This window comes from Pseudomonas sp. P106(2024) (genome assembly GCF_057480815.1).
Genome location: NZ_JBLIYU010000008.1, coordinates 50,889 through 70,199 on the forward strand (window position 1 = coordinate 50,889; position 19,311 = coordinate 70,199).

Annotated in this window: 17 protein-coding genes; 6 read left to right on the forward strand and 11 right to left on the reverse strand. The window is 63.6% G+C overall.

Annotated elements, in window-relative coordinates:
- Positions 1-17 precede the first annotated feature (17 nt).
- Positions 18-398 (reverse strand): Mor transcription activator family protein, encoded by a 381-nt coding sequence (locus AC25M7_RS15015; protein WP_028690737.1) that lies wholly within the window; start codon positions 396-398, stop codon positions 18-20.
- Positions 399-841: 443 nt separating this feature from the next.
- On the opposite strand from AC25M7_RS15015, the gene AC25M7_RS15020 reads away from it, so the two are divergent.
- Positions 842-1,030 carry a hypothetical protein gene (locus AC25M7_RS15020; protein ID WP_011533313.1) on the forward strand — a complete coding sequence of 63 codons (189 nt, stop codon included), beginning with the start codon at positions 842-844 and terminating at the stop codon, positions 1,028-1,030.
- 36 nt (positions 1,031-1,066) lie between these two features.
- On the opposite strand, the gene AC25M7_RS15025 is transcribed toward AC25M7_RS15020, so the two are convergent.
- Positions 1,067-1,429 carry a fe2+ zn2+ uptake regulation protein gene (locus tag AC25M7_RS15025; RefSeq protein ID WP_028690738.1) on the reverse strand — a complete coding sequence of 121 codons (363 nt, stop codon included), beginning with the start codon at positions 1,427-1,429 and terminating at the stop codon, positions 1,067-1,069.
- A 198-nt stretch (positions 1,430-1,627) separates the two neighbouring features.
- Here AC25M7_RS15025 and pvdQ point away from each other — a divergent pair, with 198 nt between their 5' ends.
- Entirely contained in the window at positions 1,628-3,934 is a 2,307-nt protein-coding gene (gene pvdQ / locus AC25M7_RS15030) for a bifunctional acylase PvdQ (protein ID WP_486971197.1), read from the forward strand.
- Between the two features lie 178 nt (positions 3,935-4,112).
- Here the strand turns inward: pvdQ and AC25M7_RS15035 are convergent, their stop codons facing one another.
- Complete coding sequence (locus AC25M7_RS15035; RefSeq protein ID WP_062360385.1) at positions 4,113-4,835, reverse strand: UDP-2,3-diacylglucosamine diphosphatase; 723 nt, start codon at positions 4,833-4,835, stop codon at positions 4,113-4,115.
- Positions 4,832-5,332, reverse strand: a complete 501-nt coding sequence (locus tag AC25M7_RS15040; protein WP_028690741.1) for a peptidylprolyl isomerase — start codon at positions 5,330-5,332, stop codon at positions 4,832-4,834. The genes AC25M7_RS15035 and AC25M7_RS15040 overlap by 4 nt, the downstream gene beginning before the upstream one ends.
- Before the next feature lie 248 nt (positions 5,333-5,580).
- Between AC25M7_RS15040 and AC25M7_RS15045 the strand changes: the two genes are divergently transcribed.
- On the forward strand, positions 5,581-7,284 hold the full coding sequence (locus AC25M7_RS15045; protein WP_486971198.1) for a glutamine--tRNA ligase/YqeY domain fusion protein: 1,704 nt from the start codon (positions 5,581-5,583) through the stop codon (positions 7,282-7,284).
- Between the two features lie 9 nt (positions 7,285-7,293).
- Positions 7,294-8,676, forward strand: coding sequence for a cysteine--tRNA ligase (cysS, locus tag AC25M7_RS15050; protein ID WP_028690743.1), 1,383 nt, complete (start codon positions 7,294-7,296; stop codon positions 8,674-8,676).
- 70 nt (positions 8,677-8,746) lie between these two features.
- Here cysS and AC25M7_RS15055 read toward each other — a convergent pair whose 3' ends face one another.
- The 5 genes from AC25M7_RS15055 to AC25M7_RS15075 all read right to left on the reverse strand — a co-directional run bounded on the left by AC25M7_RS15055 (position 8,747) and on the right by AC25M7_RS15075 (position 15,241).
- On the reverse strand, positions 8,747-10,129 hold the full coding sequence (locus AC25M7_RS15055; protein ID WP_028690744.1) for a sensor histidine kinase: 1,383 nt from the start codon (positions 10,127-10,129) through the stop codon (positions 8,747-8,749).
- Entirely contained in the window at positions 10,107-10,787 is a 681-nt protein-coding gene (locus AC25M7_RS15060) for a response regulator transcription factor (RefSeq protein WP_028690745.1), read from the reverse strand. The genes AC25M7_RS15055 and AC25M7_RS15060 overlap by 23 nt, the downstream gene beginning before the upstream one ends.
- Positions 10,788-10,943: 156 nt before the next feature.
- Entirely contained in the window at positions 10,944-11,963 is a 1,020-nt protein-coding gene (locus AC25M7_RS15065) for a branched-chain amino acid aminotransferase (protein ID WP_028690746.1), read from the reverse strand.
- Positions 11,964-12,080: 117 nt separating this feature from the next.
- On the reverse strand, positions 12,081-13,688 hold the full coding sequence (locus AC25M7_RS15070) for an ATP-binding cassette domain-containing protein (protein ID WP_486971199.1): 1,608 nt from the start codon (positions 13,686-13,688) through the stop codon (positions 12,081-12,083).
- A gap of 326 nt (positions 13,689-14,014) precedes the next feature.
- Positions 14,015-15,241 (reverse strand): MFS transporter, encoded by a 1,227-nt coding sequence (locus AC25M7_RS15075; protein ID WP_486971200.1) that lies wholly within the window; start codon positions 15,239-15,241, stop codon positions 14,015-14,017.
- A gap of 198 nt (positions 15,242-15,439) precedes the next feature.
- Here AC25M7_RS15075 and AC25M7_RS15080 point away from each other — a divergent pair, with 198 nt between their 5' ends.
- Both AC25M7_RS15080 and AC25M7_RS15085 read left to right on the forward strand, forming a co-directional pair.
- The gene (locus tag AC25M7_RS15080) at positions 15,440-15,841 is read left to right on the forward strand and encodes a GFA family protein (RefSeq protein WP_081791567.1); all 402 of its coding nucleotides are present in this window, start codon (positions 15,440-15,442) and stop codon (positions 15,839-15,841) included.
- 78 nt (positions 15,842-15,919) lie between these two features.
- Positions 15,920-16,810 carry a serine hydrolase domain-containing protein gene (locus AC25M7_RS15085; protein ID WP_486971201.1) on the forward strand — a complete coding sequence of 297 codons (891 nt, stop codon included), beginning with the start codon at positions 15,920-15,922 and terminating at the stop codon, positions 16,808-16,810.
- Positions 16,811-16,841: 31 nt separating this feature from the next.
- Here AC25M7_RS15085 and AC25M7_RS15090 read toward each other — a convergent pair whose 3' ends face one another.
- Both AC25M7_RS15090 and AC25M7_RS15095 read right to left on the reverse strand, forming a co-directional pair.
- Positions 16,842-17,879, reverse strand: a complete 1,038-nt coding sequence (locus AC25M7_RS15090; RefSeq protein WP_486971244.1) for a GGDEF domain-containing protein — start codon at positions 17,877-17,879, stop codon at positions 16,842-16,844.
- 113 nt (positions 17,880-17,992) lie between these two features.
- Positions 17,993-19,300, reverse strand: coding sequence for an FAD-binding oxidoreductase (locus AC25M7_RS15095; protein WP_232108794.1), 1,308 nt, complete (start codon positions 19,298-19,300; stop codon positions 17,993-17,995).
- Positions 19,301-19,311 lie beyond the last annotated feature (11 nt).

Here is a 19,311-nt window from a genome sequence, read left to right on the forward strand (position 1 = left end):
CCAGGTGGAGTGCCTGCTCAGCGGGCATGGCACTCCTGGCGACGAATATTGCCGATCTGCCGCAGGCTCAGACCATATTTGTTGGCCAGCAGGCTGCGCGACAGCCCGCTGGCGCTTTCCTTCTGGATCTGCTGGTTGCGCAACTGGCGTTGGAAGTGATCCGGCTTGGGGATTTCCAGTGCCAGGCCGGCGTAGCGCTCGATCAGCGCATCGAGTGCTTCGGCTGGCAGCACGTCGGCCAGCTTGCTGCGGTCACGATGCTTGGGAATGTACTTGGGGCGGCCGCCGAATACGCAGGTCAGGCGGTAGGCGCTGTCCAGGCCTACGCACTCGATCAGCGCCTGCAGCGATTGAGGCAGTTGGGTGATGTCGATATTGCTCAGGTCTGGCTGTTCCACGAAATGGTTCCTTCCGTCATGTAGGTTTGGCAGGCGCCGAGGCCCGAATGGCTGCGGCGTGGTGGGCCACGGGTGGCGGTACGAGTGGCGTGGTCCGATTTTCGAACAGCAGCGGAAAGGGTCGCTAGGTGCGAAGCGGACCGGAGCTTGTAGTCGCAGCTGCCTGTTGTTTGCAGGTAACCTGATAGCGTGAAGTAGGAAACGCCTCCGCCCTTTGGCTGCAGGCCCCAAACCGTCTAGTGAAGGGGTTCCATGATGGCGGTTTGGGTGGATGACCCAAGCGTAGGCGCAAAGGCATATCCCGGGGCGATGCGGTTGGGCCTGGAGGAGGGGCGTGCCGGGAATGGCGGCGGGCAGGAACTTCAGCGGGGGTAAAGCGGGCGAGGTATCATGGCGTCGGCTCCGCTGGAGCCTCATGTCCCCGATGTCGCAAGGAATTACCGATGACCCACGTGCAGCGCCTCAAATACTCGATCCTGATCATCCTGGTGGTCCTGGGGATCATGCTCGGCCTAAGCTACCTGCAGAAGCAGGGCACTATCAGCGAGCAGACATTCCAGTACATCGCTATCGCCATCGCGGTGGTCGTGGTGGTGATCAACGGTATCCTGCGGCGCAAGGTCAAGCCCTGAAACGGGCGGGCCGGCATATCCTTGCCGGCCAGGCGCTCAACGCGAAGCGGGTTGCTCGAGCACGGCCCAGGCCTGGGGGTTCAGGCTGTAGCACTTGTCGCTGCCCAGGCTGATGACGCCTTCGCTGCACAGGCGCTTGAGCACCTCGCGCACACTCAGGAACGACAGTGGAATATCCAGTTGCTCAAGTTGCGCATGCACCCCGCGCACGCCGATGCTGCGGCCATTGCGCCCGGCGGTGTGCAGCGCGTCGATGACCTTCAGGCGGATCAGGCTGGTGCGCAGGCCGTAGGCGCGCAGCAGCTCGCGGATCTGTTCGTTGCCCACGCGTTCCTCCTGGTGGGCGGCGGCCTGGTCAGGGGCGGGCGGCGCCGATAGCGACTGTTGCGGGTTGTACATGTGAATGCTCCTTTTCGTGGACTGTCCCGAAATCATGGTTGCCTCACATCTAAAGACGAATGAGATCGACAAAACTGCAACCCTCGGTGAAAAAATCTGACACGTTCTGTTGAGAACGTTGCAACCTTGCTTCGACCGTAAAATTTTCTTCTGGCCATTCGTCTGTTCGGGATGACCCCGATAGCACGAGGAGTGCCTGTGATCCCTCTTCCCCTGTTTCGCCTGGGCCTTGCCGCCGCCCTGGTTGCCTCCAGCCTGGCCGTCCAGGCACGGGAGGTCGCCAATGAGGCCTCTGCGCAGATCCGCCGCACCAGCTTTGGCGTGCCGCATATCCTGGCCAAGGACGAACGCGGCTTGGGCTACGGCATCGGCTACGCGTACGCCCAGGACAACCTGTGCCTGCTGGCCAGCGAGGTGCTGACGGTCAATGGCGAGCGCTCGCGTTATTTCGGTGGCGACGGTAAAACCGTCGAGCAGCGCGACAACCTGTCCAGCGATCTGTTCTTCACCTGGCTCAACGAGCCAGCGGCAGTGGACGACTTCCTGCAGGCGCAGCCGGTGGCGGTACGCGACCTGCTCGACGGCTATGCCAGCGGCTACAACCGTGCCCTGGGCGAGCGGCGCGCCGAAGGCCTGCCGGCCGAGTGCGGGGCAGGAGACTGGGTGCGGCCTATCAGCAGCCGTGACTTGATCAAGCTGACCCGGCGCCTGCTGGCCGAAGGCGGTGTCGGTCAGTTTGTCGAGGCGGTGGTGGCCGCGACCCCGCCGAAGCTGGCGGCGCAACGCCCGGTGGTCGACTACAGCGTGGCCCTGGCGCGCCAGGCTAAGTTCGCCGCCGAGCGTGGCAGCAACGCCGTGGCGGTGGGCAGCGAGCGTTCGGCCAATGGTCGCGGACTGCTGCTGGCCAACCCGCATTTCCCCTGGGTCGGCGGGATGCGCTTCTACCAGATGCAACTGACCATCCCCGGGCAGCTGGATGTGATGGGCGCGGCCCTGCCGGGGCTGCCGGTGGTCAATATCGGTTTCAACCGACACCTGGCCTGGACCCACACTGTCGACACCTCGAAGCATTTCACTCTCTACCGCCTGCAGCTGGACCCCAAGGACGCGACCCGTTACCTGGTTGACGGTCAGTCGCTGCCGCTCGAACGTAAACAGCTCAAGGTCATGGTAAAGGGCAAGGACGGCACGCTGAGCGAGGTGGAGCGCACGATCCACCTGTCGAAGTTCGGCCCGGTGGTGCAGTGGCCAGGGCGGCTGGACTGGGACAACCAGGCGGCCTACAGCCTGCGTGACGCCAACCTGGACAATACCCGGGTCCTGCAGCAGTGGTACCGGATCAACCGCGCCGATAGCCTGGAAACGCTCAAGGCCTCGGTGGGGCGGTTGCAGGGTATCCCCTGGGTCAACACCCTGGCGGTGGATGCCGCTGGCCAGGCCCTGTACCTGAATCAGTCGGTGGTGCCCTATGTCGACCAGGCGCTGCTGGCGCAGTGCAGCAATCCGGCTGCTTCCGGCCCGCTGGTGGTGCTCGATGGCTCACGCAGCGCCTGCCAGTGGAAGGTCGATGCGCAGGCCGCCCAACCGGGGATCTTCCCGGCGAGCCTGCTGCCGAGCCTGGAGCGGCGTGACTATGTGCAGCACGCCAACGATTCGGCATGGATGGCCAACCCAGCCCAACCGTTGACCGGCTTCTCGCCGCTGGTGAGTCGTGCTGACCAGCCCCTGGGCATGCGCAGCCGTTTTGCCCTGCAGCGCCTGCAGGGCCGGGGCAAGCTGGGTGTCGCCGAGCTGCGGCGCATGGTGTTCGATGACGAGGTGTACCAGGCCAGCCTGCTGCTGCCGGACCTGCTGCAGTGGTGCAAGGGCGTGGAGGCGGATCTGGAATCAGTGTGCGCCAGCCTGCGCGACTGGAACGGCAAGGCCGATCTGGACAGCGGAGTCGGTTTGCTCCATTTCATGAACATTGCCGACGCGTTGGCCGAGCACCCGCAAAGCTGGCGCGTGCCGTTCGACCCGGCCGACCCGCAGCACACGCCGCGTGGCCTGGCGGTGGAGCAGGCCGCGGTAGGCAAGCTGCTGCGCGAGGCGGCGTTGGCGTCCCTGGCGCAGGTGGGCGAGGCGGGCATCACCGCTGATCAGCGTTGGGGGCAGATCCAGCAGGCTGCCGATGGCACGCCGGTGCCTGGTGGTCCGCAGGGCCTGGGCGTCTACAACGCGATGGTCAGTGTGCCGGTGGGGCCGGGCAAGCGCCTGGTGGTCAGTGGTTCGAGCTATCTGCAGGTGGTCAGCTTCACCGAGCAGGGGCCAAAGGCTCAGGGATTGCTGGCGTTCTCCCAGTCGAGCGAGCAGGCGTCGGCGCATGCCGCCGATCAGACGCGGGCCTTCGCGGCCAAGCAACTGGCGCCGATCCCGTTCACCGAGGCACAGATCAAGGCTGATCCGCAGTATCGACGGTATGTGATCAGTGAGCGGGATAAGGGGCGGGTGGTCAGCGCCCAGTAACTGCGGGCTCTTTGTAGGAGCGGCCTTGCCGAGGCGTCGGACCGGTCGGAAAGGGCCGCAAAGCGGCCCCAGATTTCAGCATTTACGCAAAAACCGCTGGGGCTGCTTCGCAGCCCTTTCCGACCGGTCCGACGCCTCGGCAAGGCCGCTCCTACAGGGAGCGCGCATGGGCGGTCGCTCAGGAAAACTCGAACGGCGCCAGCTGGAAGCCCTGTTCGTCCACCTGCAACGCCCAGCCCCGGCGGTCCCAGTCCCCCAGCACGATACGCCGCGCCGGCTGGCCATCGACCACCAGCTTGTGCAGCGCAGGCCGGTGGGTGTGGCCGTGGACCAGGGTGCGCACGCCGTGGGCGGCCATCACCTTGGGCACTTCCTCGGGAGTGACGTCGACGATCTCGGTGCTCTTCATGCGCACCTGGGTACTGCTTTCGCTGCGCAGCTTGCGCGCCAGCTTGTGCCGCGTGCCCAGCGGCAGGTGCCGAAGGATCCACAGGGTCAGCGGGTTGCGCAGGTAACGGCGCAGCTTCATGTAGGCCACGTCGCGGGTGCACAGGGTATCGCCGTGCATCAGCAGCACCGCCTCGCCACCCAGCTCGACCACGCTGGGGTCGGCCAGCAGGGTGCAGCCGGCTGCGTCGCAGAACGCCTGGCCGATGAGGAAGTCGCGGTTGCCGTGCATCAGGTAGATCGCCGTGCCGCTGTCGCTCAGCCGGCGCAGGGCCTGGCAGATCGACTGCTGGAACGGTGTCATCGCATCGTCGCCGATCCAGGCCTCGAAGAAGTCGCCGAGGATGTACAGCGCCTTGGCGTGACGGGCGCGGCCGTCGAGCAGATCAAGAAACGCCCGGGTGATGTCCGGGCGTTCTTCTTGCAGGTGCAGATCGGAGATCAGCAGGATCACTCAATGATCTCGGCTTTCTCGATGATCACGTCGTCTTTCGGCACGTCCTGGTGGCCGGCCTTGGAACCGGTGGCGACTTTCTCGATGGCGTCGACGATTTCCTTGCCTTCGATCACTTCACCGAACACGGCGTAGCCCCAGCCCTGAACGTTCTTGCCGCTGTGGTTGAGGAAGTCGTTGTCGGAGGCGTTGATGAAGAACTGCGCGGAGGCCGAGTGCGGCTCCATGGTACGGGCCATGGCGATGCTGTACTTGGCGTTCTTCAGGCCATTGTCGGCTTCGTTCTGGATGCTGGCGCGGGTCTTCTTCTGGCTCATGCCTGGCTCGAAGCCGCCACCCTGGATCATGAAGCCCTTGATCACGCGGTGGAACACGGTGCCATTGTAGTGGCCATCCTTGACGTATTGAACGAAGTTCTCAGTGGTCAGCGGGGCTTTTTCGGCATTCAATTGCAGGATGATATCGCCGTGGTTGGTGCTCAGTTTGACTTTGGACATGCTGAAACTCGCTCTTTCAAGGCATTCGGGAAATAGGGTGCGCGGTGCGCTCGGATAACCTGACGCAGGATCAGGCAGCCGCGGCACACGCCACTGGGTCGACATTCTGCCGGATTGTAGACCGCTGCGGCGACAAAACGCGCCACTTTGTCGGTGCTCCGGCTGTCAGCAGCTTGACTGCTTCGGCTATGATAGGCCCTTTGATTCAATCGGCCTACCCGGGCCGGCTACCTGCATTCAAGGACACTATGAGCAAGCCCACTGCCGACAACGCGCCAAACGCCGCTGCCAAAGGCGCACCCGCCGTCCCTGTGAACTTCCTGCGGCCGATCGTCCAGGCCGACCTGGACTCGGGCAAGCACCAGAGCATCGTCACCCGTTTCCCGCCGGAGCCCAACGGTTACCTGCACATCGGCCACGCCAAGTCGATCTGCGTCAACTTCGGCCTGGCCAAGGAGTTCGACGGCGTCTGCCACCTGCGTTTCGACGACACCAACCCGGCCAAGGAAGACCAGGAGTACATCGACTCCATCCAGCGTGACGTCAAGTGGCTGGGCTTCGAGTGGGCGGGCCCGGTGCGCTATGCCTCGGACTACTTCGATCAGCTGCATGCCTGGGCGGTGGAGCTGATCAAGTCCGGCAACGCCTATGTCTGCGACCTGACCCCCGAGCAGGCCAAGGAATACCGTGGCAGCCTGACCGAGGCAGGCAAGAACAGCCCGTTCCGCGAGCGCAGCGTCGAGGAGAACCTGGACCTGTTCGCGCGCATGAAGGCCGGCGAGTTCAAGGACGGCGAGCGCGTGTTGCGCGCCAAGATCGACATGGCTTCGCCGAACATGAACCTGCGCGACCCGATCCTGTACCGCATTCGCCATGCCCACCATCACCAGACCGGTGACAAGTGGTGCATCTACCCCAACTACGACTTCACCCACGGTCAGTCGGACGCCATCGAAGGCATCACCCACTCGATCTGCACCCTGGAGTTCGAAAGCCACCGTCCGCTGTACGACTGGTTCCTGGACAAGCTGCCGGTGCCGGCGCACCCGCGCCAGTACGAGTTCAGCCGCCTGAACCTGAACTACACTATCACCTCCAAGCGCAAGCTCAAGCAGCTGGTGGACGAAGGTCATGTCGAGGCCTGGGACGATCCGCGCATGTCGACCCTGTCGGGCTACCGCCGCCGTGGCTACACCCCGGCCTCGATCCGCAACTTCTGCGAGATGATCGGCACCAACCGTTCCGACGGCGTGGTCGACATGGCGATGCTCGAATTCAGCATCCGCGACGACCTCGACCGTACCGCGCCACGCGCCATGTGCGTGCTGCGCCCGCTGAAGGTGGTGATCACCAACTATCCCGAGGACCAGGTCGAGCAACTCGAACTGCCGCGCCATCCGAAGGAAGACATGGGTGTGCGCGTGCTGCCGTTCGCCCGCGAGCTGTACATCGACCGCGACGACTTCATGGAAGCGCCGCCCAAGGGCTACAAGCGCCTGGAGCCGGCCGGTGAAGTGCGCCTGCGTGGCAGCTACGTGATCCGCGCCGACGAGGCGATCAAGGATGCCGACGGCAACATCGTCGAGCTGCGCTGCTCGTACGATCCGGACACCCTGGGCAAGAACCCCGAGGGCCGCAAGGTCAAGGGCGTGATCCACTGGGTGCCGGCGCAAGGCAGCGTCGAGTGCGAAGTGCGTCTGTACGACCGCCTGTTCCGCTCCGCCAACCCGGAGAAGACCGAAGACGGCGGCAGCTTCCTCGACAACATCAACCCCGATTCGCTGCAGGTACTCAGCGGTTGTCGCGCGGAACCTTCCCTGGGCCAGGCCCAGCCAGAAGACCGCTTCCAGTTCGAGCGCGAAGGCTACTTCTGCGCCGACCTGAAAGACTCCCAGCCGGGTCGCCCGGTATTCAACCGGACCGTGACCCTGCGCGATTCGTGGGGCAGCTGAGGAACCTTCGTGCTTACCATCTACAACACGCTGAGCAAGACCAAGGAAGTTTTCAAGCCGCTGGACGGCAACAAGGTGCGCATGTACGTGTGCGGCATGACCGTGTACGACTACTGCCACCTGGGCCACGGCCGCAGCATGGTGGCCTTCGACCTGGTCACCCGCTGGCTGCGCAAGAGCGGCTATGAGCTGACCTATGTGCGCAACATCACCGACATCGACGACAAGATCATCAACCGGGCCAACGAAAACGGCGAGTCGTTCGACGCGCTGACTGCCCGCATGATCGACGCGATGCACGAGGACGAGCGCCGCCTGAGCATCCTGCCGCCGGACCTGGAACCCCGTGCCACCGACCATATCCCCGGCATGCACGCGATGATCCAGACCCTGATCGACAAGGGCTATGCCTACGCGCCGGGCAACGGCGACGTGTACTACCGCGTCGGTAAGTTCGTCGGCTACGGCAAGCTGTCGCGCAAGAAGATCGAAGACCTGCGCATCGGTGCCCGCATCGAGGTCGACGAGGCCAAGCAGGATCCGCTGGACTTCGTCCTGTGGAAGGGCGTCAAGCCCGGCGAGCCGAGCTGGGAGTCGCCGTGGGGCCCGGGCCGTCCGGGCTGGCACATTGAGTGCTCGGTGATGTCTACTTGCTGCCTGGGCGAGAGCTTCGACATCCACGGCGGCGGCAGCGACCTGGAGTTCCCGCACCACGAGAACGAGATCGCCCAGAGCGAGGCGGCTACCGGCAAGCAGTATGCCAACGCCTGGATGCACTGCGGCATGATCCGCATCAATGGCGAGAAGATGTCCAAGTCGTTGAACAACTTCTTCACCATCCGCGACGTGCTCGACAAGTACCACCCGGAAGTGGTGCGCTACCTGCTGGTGGCCAGCCACTACCGCAGCGCGATCAACTACTCCGAGGACAGCCTGCGCGATGCCAAGGGCGCGCTCGAGCGCTTCTACCACGCGCTGCGCGGCCTGCCGCGGGTCGAGGCCAAGGGCGGCGAGGCGTTCGTCGAGCGCTTCACCGTGGCGATGAACGACGACTTCGGCACGCCGGAAGCCTGCGCCGTGCTGTTCGACCTGGTGCGCGAGATCAACCGACTGCGCGACAGCGACCCTGAGGCCGCCGCTGGCCTGGCGGGTCGTCTGCGCGAGCTGGGGGATGTGCTGGGCGTGCTGCAGCTGGAGGCCGATGACTTCCTGCGTGCCGGTGCCGAGGGCAAGGTCGATGCTGCCGAAGTGGAGGCGCTGATCCAGGCGCGTCTGCAGGCGCGCACCGACAAGAACTGGGCCGAGTCCGACCGCATCCGCGACCAGCTGACCGCCATGGGCGTGGTACTGGAAGACAGCAAGGGCACCACCACCTGGCGCCTGGCTGACTGATCGGCTCAAGCCCTGTCGCGGGGCAAGTCGCATCGGCGCAGCGCCGATACGACTTGCCCCGCGATGCTTTTCAGGCCGCGCTGGTGCAGTGCAGAACCAATCTCGCCCCACCCAGCTCACTGGCCCCCACCTCCAGGCCGAACCCATGCAGGTCGACGATCGCCGCGACGATCGACAGCCCAAGCCCGAACCCCGGGTGGCGATGGCCTTCCTCGCTGCGGTAGAAACGCTTCAACACCGCCTCACGCTCATCCGCCGGAATCCCCGGCCCGCTGTCCTCGACTGCAATGTGCACGCCTTGATCGTCCTCGCTGGCGACCATGCGCACCTGGCCGCCTTGCGGGGTGAACTTGATCGCATTGCCCACCAGGTTGGCCAGGGCCTCGAACAGCAATTCTCGATCGCCATGCAGGGCCGCCAGTTGCGCGGGCTGGCTCAGTTGCAGATGGATGCCGCCATCCTCGGCCAGTGGCAGGTAGAAATCGTGCAGTTCAACCAGCAAGCCTTGTGGGTCGAGTTGCACGAAGCCGGCTCGGCGTTGGCGGTCTTCCAGTTCGCTGATACGCAGCAGGCCTCGGAAGCGAGCCATCAGCGTGTCGGTCTCGCCGATCGCCTGGTCCAGCGCCGCGCCTTCGGCAGAATCGGCGCCGCTCTGCTGGCGAATGCGATAGAGCTGCGCGCGCAGGCGGGTCAGGGGCGTGCGCAGGTCGTGGGCGATGTTGTCACAGACCCCCTTGACCTCATGCATCAGCCTTTCGATGCGGTCGAGCATCGCGTTGACGATGGCGGCCAGCATGTCCAGTTCATCGCGGCGCACCGACACCGGCAGGCGGTGGGTCAGGTCGCCGGCGACGATAAGTTCGGCTTGGGCCTGGATCGCCCGGATGCGTTTGAGCGGTCGGCGGCGCAGCAGGTACCAGCCGGCAAAGCCTGGAATCAGGGTCAGGGAAATGCCCCAAAGCAGCGCGTCGAGAATGATCCGGGTGACCACGAACAGCGAGCCGTTGTCGCGCACCAGCACCAGCCAGCGGCCGTCCTGGACCTTGATCGCCACGGCATCGCAGCTATCGCGGGGCAGGTGCGGATCGTCGGCGTCCAGGCAGCGCTTGAGCTCATGCACCGTGCCGTCCAGGCCCAGCTCCGGCGGGATGGTGCGGATGCGTCCGCCAATCGGGTTCAGCTGGGGGTCGAAGAGGCCGTAGGCGTCGAAGCTGCGCTCCTCGAAGGCCTGGCTTGCGATCAGCGCGTCGTCCAGCTGCTTGCCGCTCATGTGGGCGAACAGGTGCTGGCGCTGCAGCATGGAGTGGCGGGTGAGCTTGTTCAGGTAGCTGGTGACCTCGAAGTACAGCACCCCCATGAGGATGCTGCTCCAGGCCACGAACAGGAAGCTGTACAGCGCCAGCAGGCGGCTGGTGGAGGAGCTCCAGCCCTTAGACGGGTTCGGCAATGGCATAGCCGGAGCCCCGCACGGTACGGATCAGCGGGCTCTGGCCGGGCGAGTCGATCTTCTTGCGCAAGCGGCCGATGTGCACGTCGATCAGGTTGGTGCCGGGGTCGAAGTGGTAACCCCAGACCTCCTCGAAGATCATCATCCGGGTGATCACCTGGCCGGAGTGGCGCATCAGGTACTCGAGCAGCTTGTATTCGGTGGGCAGCAGGTTCAGCGCCTGTTCGCCGCGGCGCGCCTCGTGGCTGATCAGGTCCAGCTCGAGGTCGGCGACCTGCAGGCGGGTCTGGGTCATCGGCACGCTGTTACGGCGCAGCAGCACCTCGACCCGGGCGGCCATCTCGTCGGAGGCGAACGGCTTGGTCAGGTAGTCGTCGCCGCCGGCGCGCAGACCGCGCACGCGTTCGTCGACGTCCGACAGGGCGCTGATCATCAGGATCGGCGTGGCGATCTTCAGGTTGCGCAGGGTGGTGACGATGGTCAGGCCATCGACCTCGGGCAGCATGCGGTCGAGGGTGATCAGGTCGTAGCCGCCGGCGATGGCCTTGGCCAGACCTTCGCGGCCATTGTCGGCCCAGTCGACTTCCAGGCCGTGGCTGGACAGTTCGGCGACGATTTCCTGGGCGGTGACGGCGTCGTCTTCGATGGTCAGTACGCGAGGCATGCTGGTTCCTGGGCGGCGAGTGGAGACCTGATTGTGCCAAAGAATAGACAACCGGCGATTTAAGAAAAATTCATCTGGCTGCCCAGGGCCGTGAAAGCCAAGAAAAACGGGGCATGCCATTGCTGGCATGCCCCGTTTTCACTGCAGGCTGAAGCCTCAGGCGACCTTGACGATCCAGCCCGCCGGGGCTTCGACGTCACCGCTCTGGATGCCGGTCAGCTCGGCGTAGAGCTTCTGGGTGACCGGGCCGACTTCGGTTTCACTGTGGAACACGTGCAGCTTGCCGTTGTACTGGATGCCGCCGATCGGCGTGATCACCGCGGCAGTGCCACAGGCGCCGGCTTCGACGAAGCGGTCGAGCTTGTCGATTTCCACGTCGCCTTCGATCACTTTCAGGCCCAGGCGCGATTCGGCCAGTTCCATCAGCGACAGGCGGGTGATGCCCGGCAATACCGAGATCGATTTCGGCGTGACGAATTCGTTGTTGGCGGTGATACCGAAGAAGTTGGCCGAGCCAACTTCCTCGATCTTCTTGTGGGTCAACGGATCGAGGTAGATGCAGTCGGCGAAGCCGGCTTTCTTGGCCTCGTAGCCTGGTTGCAGGCTGGCCGCGTAGTTGCCGCCGACCTTGGCTGCGCCGGTGCCTTGCGGGGCTGCACGGTCGTAGTCGGAGATCAGGAACTTGTGCGGGGTCATGCCGCCTTTGAAGTAGGAGCCAACCGGGATGGCGAAGACCGAGAAGATGAACTCGGGGGCGGTGCGCACGCCGATGTTGTCACCGGTGCCGATCACGAACGGACGCAGGTACAGCGCACCCTTGCCGTGCGGCGGAACGAATTTTTCGTTGGCCTTGACCACTTGCTTGCAGGCTTCGATGAACTGTTCGGTCGAGACCCGTGGCATCAGCAGGCGGTCGCAGCTGCGCTGCATGCGCGCGGCGTTCTGGTCGGGGCGGAACAGGTTGATCGAACCGTCCTTGCAGCGGTAGGCCTTCAGGCCTTCGAAGCACTGCTGGCCATAGTGCAGGGCGGTGGAGCCTTCACTGATGTGCAGTACGTTGTCTTCGGTCAGGGTGCCCTTGTCCCACTCGCCGTTACGCCATACGGACAGGTAACGCTTGTCGGTCTTGATGTAGTCGAAACCCAGCTTGTCCCAGTTAATGCTTTCGTTACTCATGACACCCTCATTGCTCTGGCCCGAACACGGCGGGCTGCTTTTATATGCGCACCCCGCCACCATAATACATCCGGCGCGGATCGGGAACGGCCAGTCACACAATCCGCCGGGCGAGCATCAGGGCGTGGTGGGCGACAAACTATCTGGACTTAAATGCAGGCAGCCTTCCAGTACCAGGGACTGAAGAAACACTTGGTCATGCGAGACCACCAGCAACGCCCCCTTGAACTGGTGCAACAAGTGCTCCAGCGCCTCGAGTGACGGCAGGTCGAGGTGGTTGTTCGGCTCGTCGAGCAGCAGCAGGTCCAATGGCCGTTCCCGGTACAGCACGGCAGCCAACGCGACCTTGAGCCGTTCGCCACCACTGAGCAGGGCGCCGGGCAGGGTGATGCGTGCCGCGTCGATGCCCAGCTGCGCCAGCCGACGACGCAGTTCGTCGCTCGGCAGGCGTGGATTGGCGGCGCGCAGATGTTCCAGGGCGCTCTGCCGTGGCCCCAGGCAACTGCCATGCTGGTCGAGCAGGGCGACTTCGCCGCTCAACCGCAGGCTGCCCGCGCGCGGCGCCAGTTCACCGGCCAGCACCCGCAACAGGGTGGACTTGCCGCTGCCGTTGTCGCCCACCACCCCCAGCCGCTGGCCCAGGCACAGGCGCAGGTCCAGCGCCGTGGTCGTGCCCCGTGGCAGGTACAACCTTTCCAGCGCCAGCACCTCGCGTCCGGCATGTCGTTGCGGCGTGGGGGCGTGCAGCACGATCGGCACCTCGCGTTCGACCTGACGCGCCGCCTGGCGTACTTGTTCGTCCAGGGCCGCCTTGGCATCCCGCAGTTCGCGGCGCTGGCGCCCGGCGGTGGCCTGGCTGCGCTGCTGCTGTCGGTCGAGCAGAATCTGCGCCTGGTTCGCTTGCTTGGCCCGGCGCCCGGCGCAGGCCTGGTGCCGCTCGAAGTTCTCACGCTGACGTTGCAATGCCTGAACCTGGCGTTGGCGCTGCTGCTTGAGGCGCAGCAGTGCCTGCGCGGCCCGTTCGGCCTGTGCGGTGCTTTGCTGACGGTAGAAGCCGAAATCGCCGCCATAGGCGCGCAAGCCAAGGGGCGACAGTTCGACGATACGTGCCATGTGCCCGAGCAGCGCCCGGTCGTGGCTGATCACCAGCAGGCCCTTGTCCCAGCCCTGGAGCATGTCCAGCAGCAGGGTCCTGGCGCTGCTGTCCAGGTGGTTGCTCGGCTCGTCAAGAATCAGGTAGTCGGCCTCGCTCAGCCAGGCACCGAGCAGCGCGACGCGCATGGCCTGGCCGCCGCTCAGGTGCTCTACCGGGTAGTGTGGGTCGAGATGGCCCAGGCCATGGTGTTGCAGTTGCGCCTGTAATCGCGCCCGAATGTCCCAGCGCTCGCCGACCGCGTCGAAGTCCTCCGGGTCGAGGCTGCCACGTTCGATCCGCTCGAGGGCGCGCAGCGTACTACCCACCTGGGCCAGGTCAGCGACGGTGGTGCTATTGGCGATCACCTCCTGGTCGAGATGATGGACTCGGCCAAGGCGCAGGCAGTATCCCTCACTGGGCTCGCGCAGGCCGGCCAGCAGTTGCCCGAGCAGGCTCTTGCCCACGCCGTTGCGCCCGACCAGCCCGGTGTGGCGCAGGTCGAAGGATTCGTTGAGGTCGGTGAAAAGCGGTCTGCCATCGGGCAGGACCAGGGTGACGCTGTCCAGCGTCAGGATCGACGAGCTCGTCATGCACAACTCCACTCATGCCGCGACATCTCCGGTACGGGCCGGAGGCTGAAGACTGGCCGTCAGGTAGACGGCGGCATCAATGGCGCATTGGACGAACACCTCGCAGGGGGAGTTGGGTGTAAAGGCTAGCCCAGCAGAAAGCGCTGGGCAACACCTGCGCAAGCGTGCAGGGAATTCTTCGTCGGCAACAGGTCGATACGCCGCAGATGCGGCCAAGGAAATTGAGTTGCGTATCAAGTTGCTGCCGGTTCGCGGCTCGTCGGTGTAAAGAGTTGATAAAACGTGGGGCGGACACCGCCGGCCCGCTCACACGCGACATCGGTATTTCAGTAAGGTTGGGCCGCCAGGCGATTGCTGACGCTGCGTCCCAGCACCAGCACCGTGACAAAGCCGCAGCCCACCAGCGCCGTGGCCAGGCTGAACAGCACCGCGCTGCCCATCTGGTCGACGATCCGCCCACCGAAGAACGAGCCCAGGGCGATGATCACCTGGAACATGGCGACGAACAGCGGCATGCCGCGTTCCACATCCTTGGGTGCCACGACGAACATCCAGATGCTGGCGCAGGCCGGGAAGGCGCCGAAGGCGAAGCCCCAGAGCGCGATCAGCATCGCCGCGCCGGTGAGGCTGGTGGCGAAGTAGGGGAACAGCGCGGTGCCGACGCCGATCAGCAAGGCAACCAGCATCAGGGTGTAGCGCACGCTCTGGTTGGCGGCGAAACCGGCGAAGACATTGCCCAGCACCCCGGCCACGCCGTAGAGCAGCAACAGCGAGCCGATCATCGGCCCGTCGAAGCCGGCGTTGTGCTTGAAGAACGGCGCGACGTAGGTGTAGGCGGCAAAGTGCGCCAGGCCGATCAGCAACACCGCGATCAGGCCGACCCGCGCCTGCGGATTGATAAACAGCGCCGGCAGGTCGCTGATGCGGATGGCCTTCTCCGGGTTGAGTCGCGGCAGCAGCAGGACCTGCGCCAGCAGCACCGGCACGCCCACCAGTGCGGTGACCAGGAAGGTCATGCGCCAGCCCATTAGCCCGCTCAACCAGGTGCCCACGGGCACGCCGAGCACGGTGGCCAACGTCACGCCGACCATGATGATCGAGGTGGCCTGGGCCACGCCCACGCCCTTGGGCGCCAGACGGCCGCTCAGGGCGATCGCGGTCGCCCAGAAACCACCGATGCTGATGCCTAGCAGCACCCGGCCGAACAGCAGCAGGCCGAAGTCGGTGGCGTAGGCCACCACCGCGTTGGCGACGATCATGATCAGGGTCAGGGCGATCAGCAGGTAGCGTCGGTCGAGGGCGCCGATGCCCACCGACAGCAAGGGCGCGGCCAGGGCCGCCATGATGCCGGGCAGGGTCACCATCAGGCCGGCCTGGCCGGCGCTGATGCCAAGATCAGAGGCGACATCGTTGAGCACGCCCACCGGCAGGAACTCGCTGGTCACCAGGGCGAAGGCGCCCACGGCGACCGAGAGAATCGCCAGCCACTGCTGACGGACGCTCTGCTGGCTGTGTTCGGGTGGGCTGTGGGGGGACGCATTGGGGCTTGGCATGGTGCGGGATTCCATAGGGGACTGTCGCCTGGGACAGGCGCTGCAGCGAGGGGAAAACGGGGAGGCGATTATAGGGGGTGGATTTTGCAGCTCGACAGGCGGGCGGCTTGATAGTAATCATCAGTGGGATCGATGGGTGGCCTGGGATAGAGCGTTTGGCCATCCCTCTCAAAGTTTTTCACCTGCACAGAAGGGCATATGACAGAGGCATACCAAGGAAGCTGCCTGTGCGCAGCGGTCAGCTACGAGCTGCTCACGCCACCCAAGGCCGTGAGTCATTGTCACTGCAGCCAGTGCCGCAAAGGGCACGGGGCTGCATTCGCGTCATATGGCAGCGTGCCGCGCAGCGCACTTCGCCTACTTCGTGGGGCCGACAGCATCAAGGCCTACGCCTCTTCGCAGACAGTGTTACGCGAGTTCTGCGGGGCGTGTGGCTCGACGTTGTTCTGGTCACGAACCGAAGGTGAGTTCGCCGGCTGGATCTCGATCGCGCTGGGTACACTTGATACACCGTTCCAGCCACGCAAGCAAAAGCACGTTTACATCGATTCTGCGGTGCCCTGGTATACGCCATCCAGTAATTGTCCCGAGGCCGACTGACGGCTGGCATCGCCGGAATGGGGTATGTTCTTGCCTCTGCGCTTGCTTACTGGCCTGTCATGACTGCTTGAGTATTCGATGCTGATTTCCACGTTATCCAACGGTCGATTCATTACGCCATCGCTCCAGGCCGAACCCTGTGTGCCATGGTGGAGTTTCACCAAGACGGTGTTGGCCGCGACCGCCCTGACTCTGGTGCGCGACCGACGACTCGCCCTGGATGCCGCGCTTCCTGAAACCACGTGCACCTTGCGTCAGCTACTGCGTCACGAAGCGGGCCTCGCGGATTATGGCGAGCTTCCCGAGTACCACGCGGCGGTTGCCAATCATGAAGCCGCGTGGTCCGTGGACGAGATGATGCAGCGCCTGGATGGCGCTCGGCTTCGCTATGACCCTGGAGCGGGGTGGCATTACTCGAATGTGGGCTACATGTTGGTCGCCAGGCTTATCGAACGTGCCACAGGCCTACCGCTTGAAGATGCGATCAGCCAGCAAGTCCTGGCTCCACTCGGTATCTCGGCGGTTCGCTTGGCAACCCAACGCGCAGATCTGAACGGGGATTACCTCGGCCATTCGTTGAACTACGACCCTGGCTGGGTCTATCACGGATTGCTGATCGGCCCTGTTTCGCAGGCTGCCCTTTTCCTGGAAAGCCTGCTCGCCGGGACACTGCTTCCGGCCGATCTGCTCCAGGAAATGCAGGCAACAAAGGTGTTGGGCGGGCCAATGACTGGCCGACCGTGGATTGCGCCTGGGTATGCCCTGGGCCTGATGCGCGGGACGATCGAGGGCGGCTTGACGCTGGCCGGGCATACCGGGTGTGGCCCCGGCAGTGTGGTGGCGGTCTATCGATGCGCGGTTGGGGAGGCCGTCGCGTGTTGCGCGGTATTTTCGACGGCCTCAAATGAGGGACGTATTGAAGCGCTGGTCGCTCAGGAGGTACGCAAGGCGCTTGAGGCTGTGCGTTGATGCTGCCTGTTAATTGTTCCGCCTTGGATTCTCACAAGATCGGCGGTGCATAGACAACTTGGTCGCGCCCTCCCTGTTTGGCTGCATAAAGTGCGCTGTCGGCGCGCCGTAGTGCATCATCGATCTGCTCGCTATCGGCGACCAAAGTACATCCCACACTGAGACTCACCCTCAGCGGACCGCTGGAGAGTTGCATCGGTCTGCTGCCAACGATCAGGCGCACGCGCTCCGCGATCCGCACCAGCTCGTCACGGTCCTTTACCCGCAGCAATGCGACGAACTCCTCACCGCCCTGGCGTACCAGCAAATCCTCCGGGCGAAGGGCAGCTCGCAGACGACGCGCACACTCGCAAAGCACCTGGTCACCGTCAGCATGACCGTACTTGTCGTTTACAGACTTGAAGTGGTCAAGGTCCGCATACAGAGTACCCAAATGCAGATCTTTCTCTTTTGCCAAACGGCGTTCACGATCCTGGAAGGCGGCCAACGCGCCGCGGTTCCATAGCTGTGTTAGCGGATCAAGCAAAGCCTTGCGTTGCTCACGGTCCATTTCAACGCGTAAGTCGTGGTTGGCCTGTATCATGCTGCGCAGTTGCAGATAACCCTCCGCGAGCGTGGCCAAGTCTCTGAAGTTGGCCTGCTGGGCCTCACTTAGCAGGCGTGGGCGAGGGTCGAACATGCATAGCGTTCCGATCGCTTTGCCGTTTCCGGCACGCAAGGGGTGACCGGCGTAGAAGCGGATGTAGGGTGCGCCAAGTACCAGCGGATTGTCGGCGAATCGAGAATCGCACTCGGCGTCGGCCACCAGCAGGGTGTCCTCACCCAGAATGGCGTAGCCGCAGAAGGACACATTGCGCGGAGTCTCGTTTACGTCTAGCCCGATCCTGGCCTTGAACCATTGCCGATCGTGATCAATCAGGCTGATCAGCACAGTATCCACGTGCGCCACTTCTTGAGTGAGCCGCACCAGCGTATCGAGGTAATGCTCAGCCGGTGTATCCAGCACATTCATTTCATCGAGGGTGCGCTGGCGCAACGTTTCGTCAGTCGGTATGGGACAAGCCGGCATGTCGTTTCTCCAGTCCATGGGGTAGCGTCTCCCAAAAGGTAAGGTTTGACGCCGAGACTGAATCTACTCTAGACAGTTGAACGGATAAGGTCGAAACCATCAGTCGCCAAGGGTTATCCCGTTTGGTACTTGTCCCAGAGCTTGTTCCGGAATCGCCCCTCTGGATCGACTTGCGCTTTGAGTGCTAACAGACGGCGCGCGTTTGGGTAGGCCCTTGAAAACTGTTCCTGCGTTGCATGCAGTTGGTAGGGAAGATAGTAGGTACCGCCAAGCAACAGCGCAGCGTTGATGAGTTCGCGTGTCCACACGCCAACTGCCTCGCGATCATCCACCCCGACGCGCTGCCAATAATAGAGCACGAATGAAAAGACTTCTTCGCGTGCCCAGGACAGAAACGAGTCGGGGTCGGCCGGAGCGTGTCGGATGGAGATATTGACGGCGTCAACGCTGTGCGTCTGAAGGATGGCGGCCATTTGCTTCACGAACGCATTGAACTGTGTCACTGGCACAAAATATTCTTGCAACGCATAGGTACTGTTTCGGGTTGCAATGGGGCCAAGCGAAGCGACATCCGCACTGGCCTCGTAGTTGCGCCGTACGACCGGTTGATTGAGATAGCGCAGTGGATCGACCACATCCTTGCGAATCATTGGACCACCGGGAAGCTTGGTCACACTCCACATGACGGTCTGGTTGATTTTGTACGACTGCCCCGGTGCCACCAGTCGTTCTTCGACGGTCAGCGCTTTGTCCGAGGCACGCCAAGTGACGGAAGTAGCCATGTCGAAATAAGGGGGGGCCAAATCGGCATTATGCAGGATAGCCTGTTCGTTCTCGCGGACTTGGTCATTGAAAAAACGCGGGTAATCAGCAACTGGCATGCGGCGGGTCTGACGTTCAATTGTGATGTTGGACGCGAGGTCCAGCTCGACCTCAGTGATCACCCCCATTGCACCATAGCCACCGATAGCAGCGTAGAACAGGTCGGAATTTGCGCTGCGGGAAGCTTCTACTACCGAACCGTCCGCAAGCACCAGTTGCAGCGAACGCACCGAGTTGATGACCGGACCTGCGCCGACATAGCGTCCATGAGCATTGACTGACAGCGAACCGCCGACGGTGAAGTTGGCATAACTCTGCATGATTTTTATCGAGAGATCGTCCGGGTCTATGACCGACTGCAGGTCACGCCAACGCATCCCTGTTTGCACGCGTATGACTCTGCTCTCAGGCGAATATCGGATCACCTGATTAAACTGACGCATATCGAGGTGCAGGCTGTTTTCGGTAGCGATCTGCCCCCCCATGCTATAGCGGCCACCACCGATGCTGACTGGGCCTGACGACATCGCGAGCGCCCGCTGTATTTCGCGCGTGGTGCGAGGTGCGAGCAAACGATTGACCCAAATCGGATTGAGCATCGTCACATCGT

Excerpts from the sequence above, each read along its gene's own strand:
- AC25M7_RS15085 (WP_486971201.1), top strand. The coding sequence starts at position 15,920 with ATGCTGATTTCCACGTTATCCAACGGTCGATTCATTACGCCATCGCTC.
- AC25M7_RS15055 (WP_028690744.1), bottom strand. The coding sequence starts at position 10,129 with ATGCCATTGCCGAACCCGTCTAAGGGCTGGAGCTCCTCCACCAGCCGC.
- AC25M7_RS15090 (WP_486971244.1), bottom strand. The coding sequence starts at position 17,879 with ATGCCGGCTTGTCCCATACCGACTGACGAAACGTTGCGCCAGCGCACC.
- AC25M7_RS15020 (WP_011533313.1), top strand. The coding sequence starts at position 842 with ATGACCCACGTGCAGCGCCTCAAATACTCGATCCTGATCATCCTGGTG.
- AC25M7_RS15080 (WP_081791567.1), top strand. The coding sequence starts at position 15,440 with ATGACAGAGGCATACCAAGGAAGCTGCCTGTGCGCAGCGGTCAGCTAC.
- AC25M7_RS15040 (WP_028690741.1), bottom strand. The coding sequence starts at position 5,332 with ATGTCCAAAGTCAAACTGAGCACCAACCACGGCGATATCATCCTGCAA.
- AC25M7_RS15065 (WP_028690746.1), bottom strand. The coding sequence starts at position 11,963 with ATGAGTAACGAAAGCATTAACTGGGACAAGCTGGGTTTCGACTACATC.
- AC25M7_RS15025 (WP_028690738.1), bottom strand. The coding sequence starts at position 1,429 with ATGTACAACCCGCAACAGTCGCTATCGGCGCCGCCCGCCCCTGACCAG.
- AC25M7_RS15070 (WP_486971199.1), bottom strand. The coding sequence starts at position 13,688 with ATGACGAGCTCGTCGATCCTGACGCTGGACAGCGTCACCCTGGTCCTG.
- AC25M7_RS15095 (WP_232108794.1), bottom strand. The coding sequence starts at position 19,300 with ATGCTCAATCCGATTTGGGTCAATCGTTTGCTCGCACCTCGCACCACG.
- AC25M7_RS15075 (WP_486971200.1), bottom strand. The coding sequence starts at position 15,241 with ATGCCAAGCCCCAATGCGTCCCCCCACAGCCCACCCGAACACAGCCAG.
- AC25M7_RS15060 (WP_028690745.1), bottom strand. The coding sequence starts at position 10,787 with ATGCCTCGCGTACTGACCATCGAAGACGACGCCGTCACCGCCCAGGAA.
- AC25M7_RS15045 (WP_486971198.1), top strand. The coding sequence starts at position 5,581 with ATGAGCAAGCCCACTGCCGACAACGCGCCAAACGCCGCTGCCAAAGGC.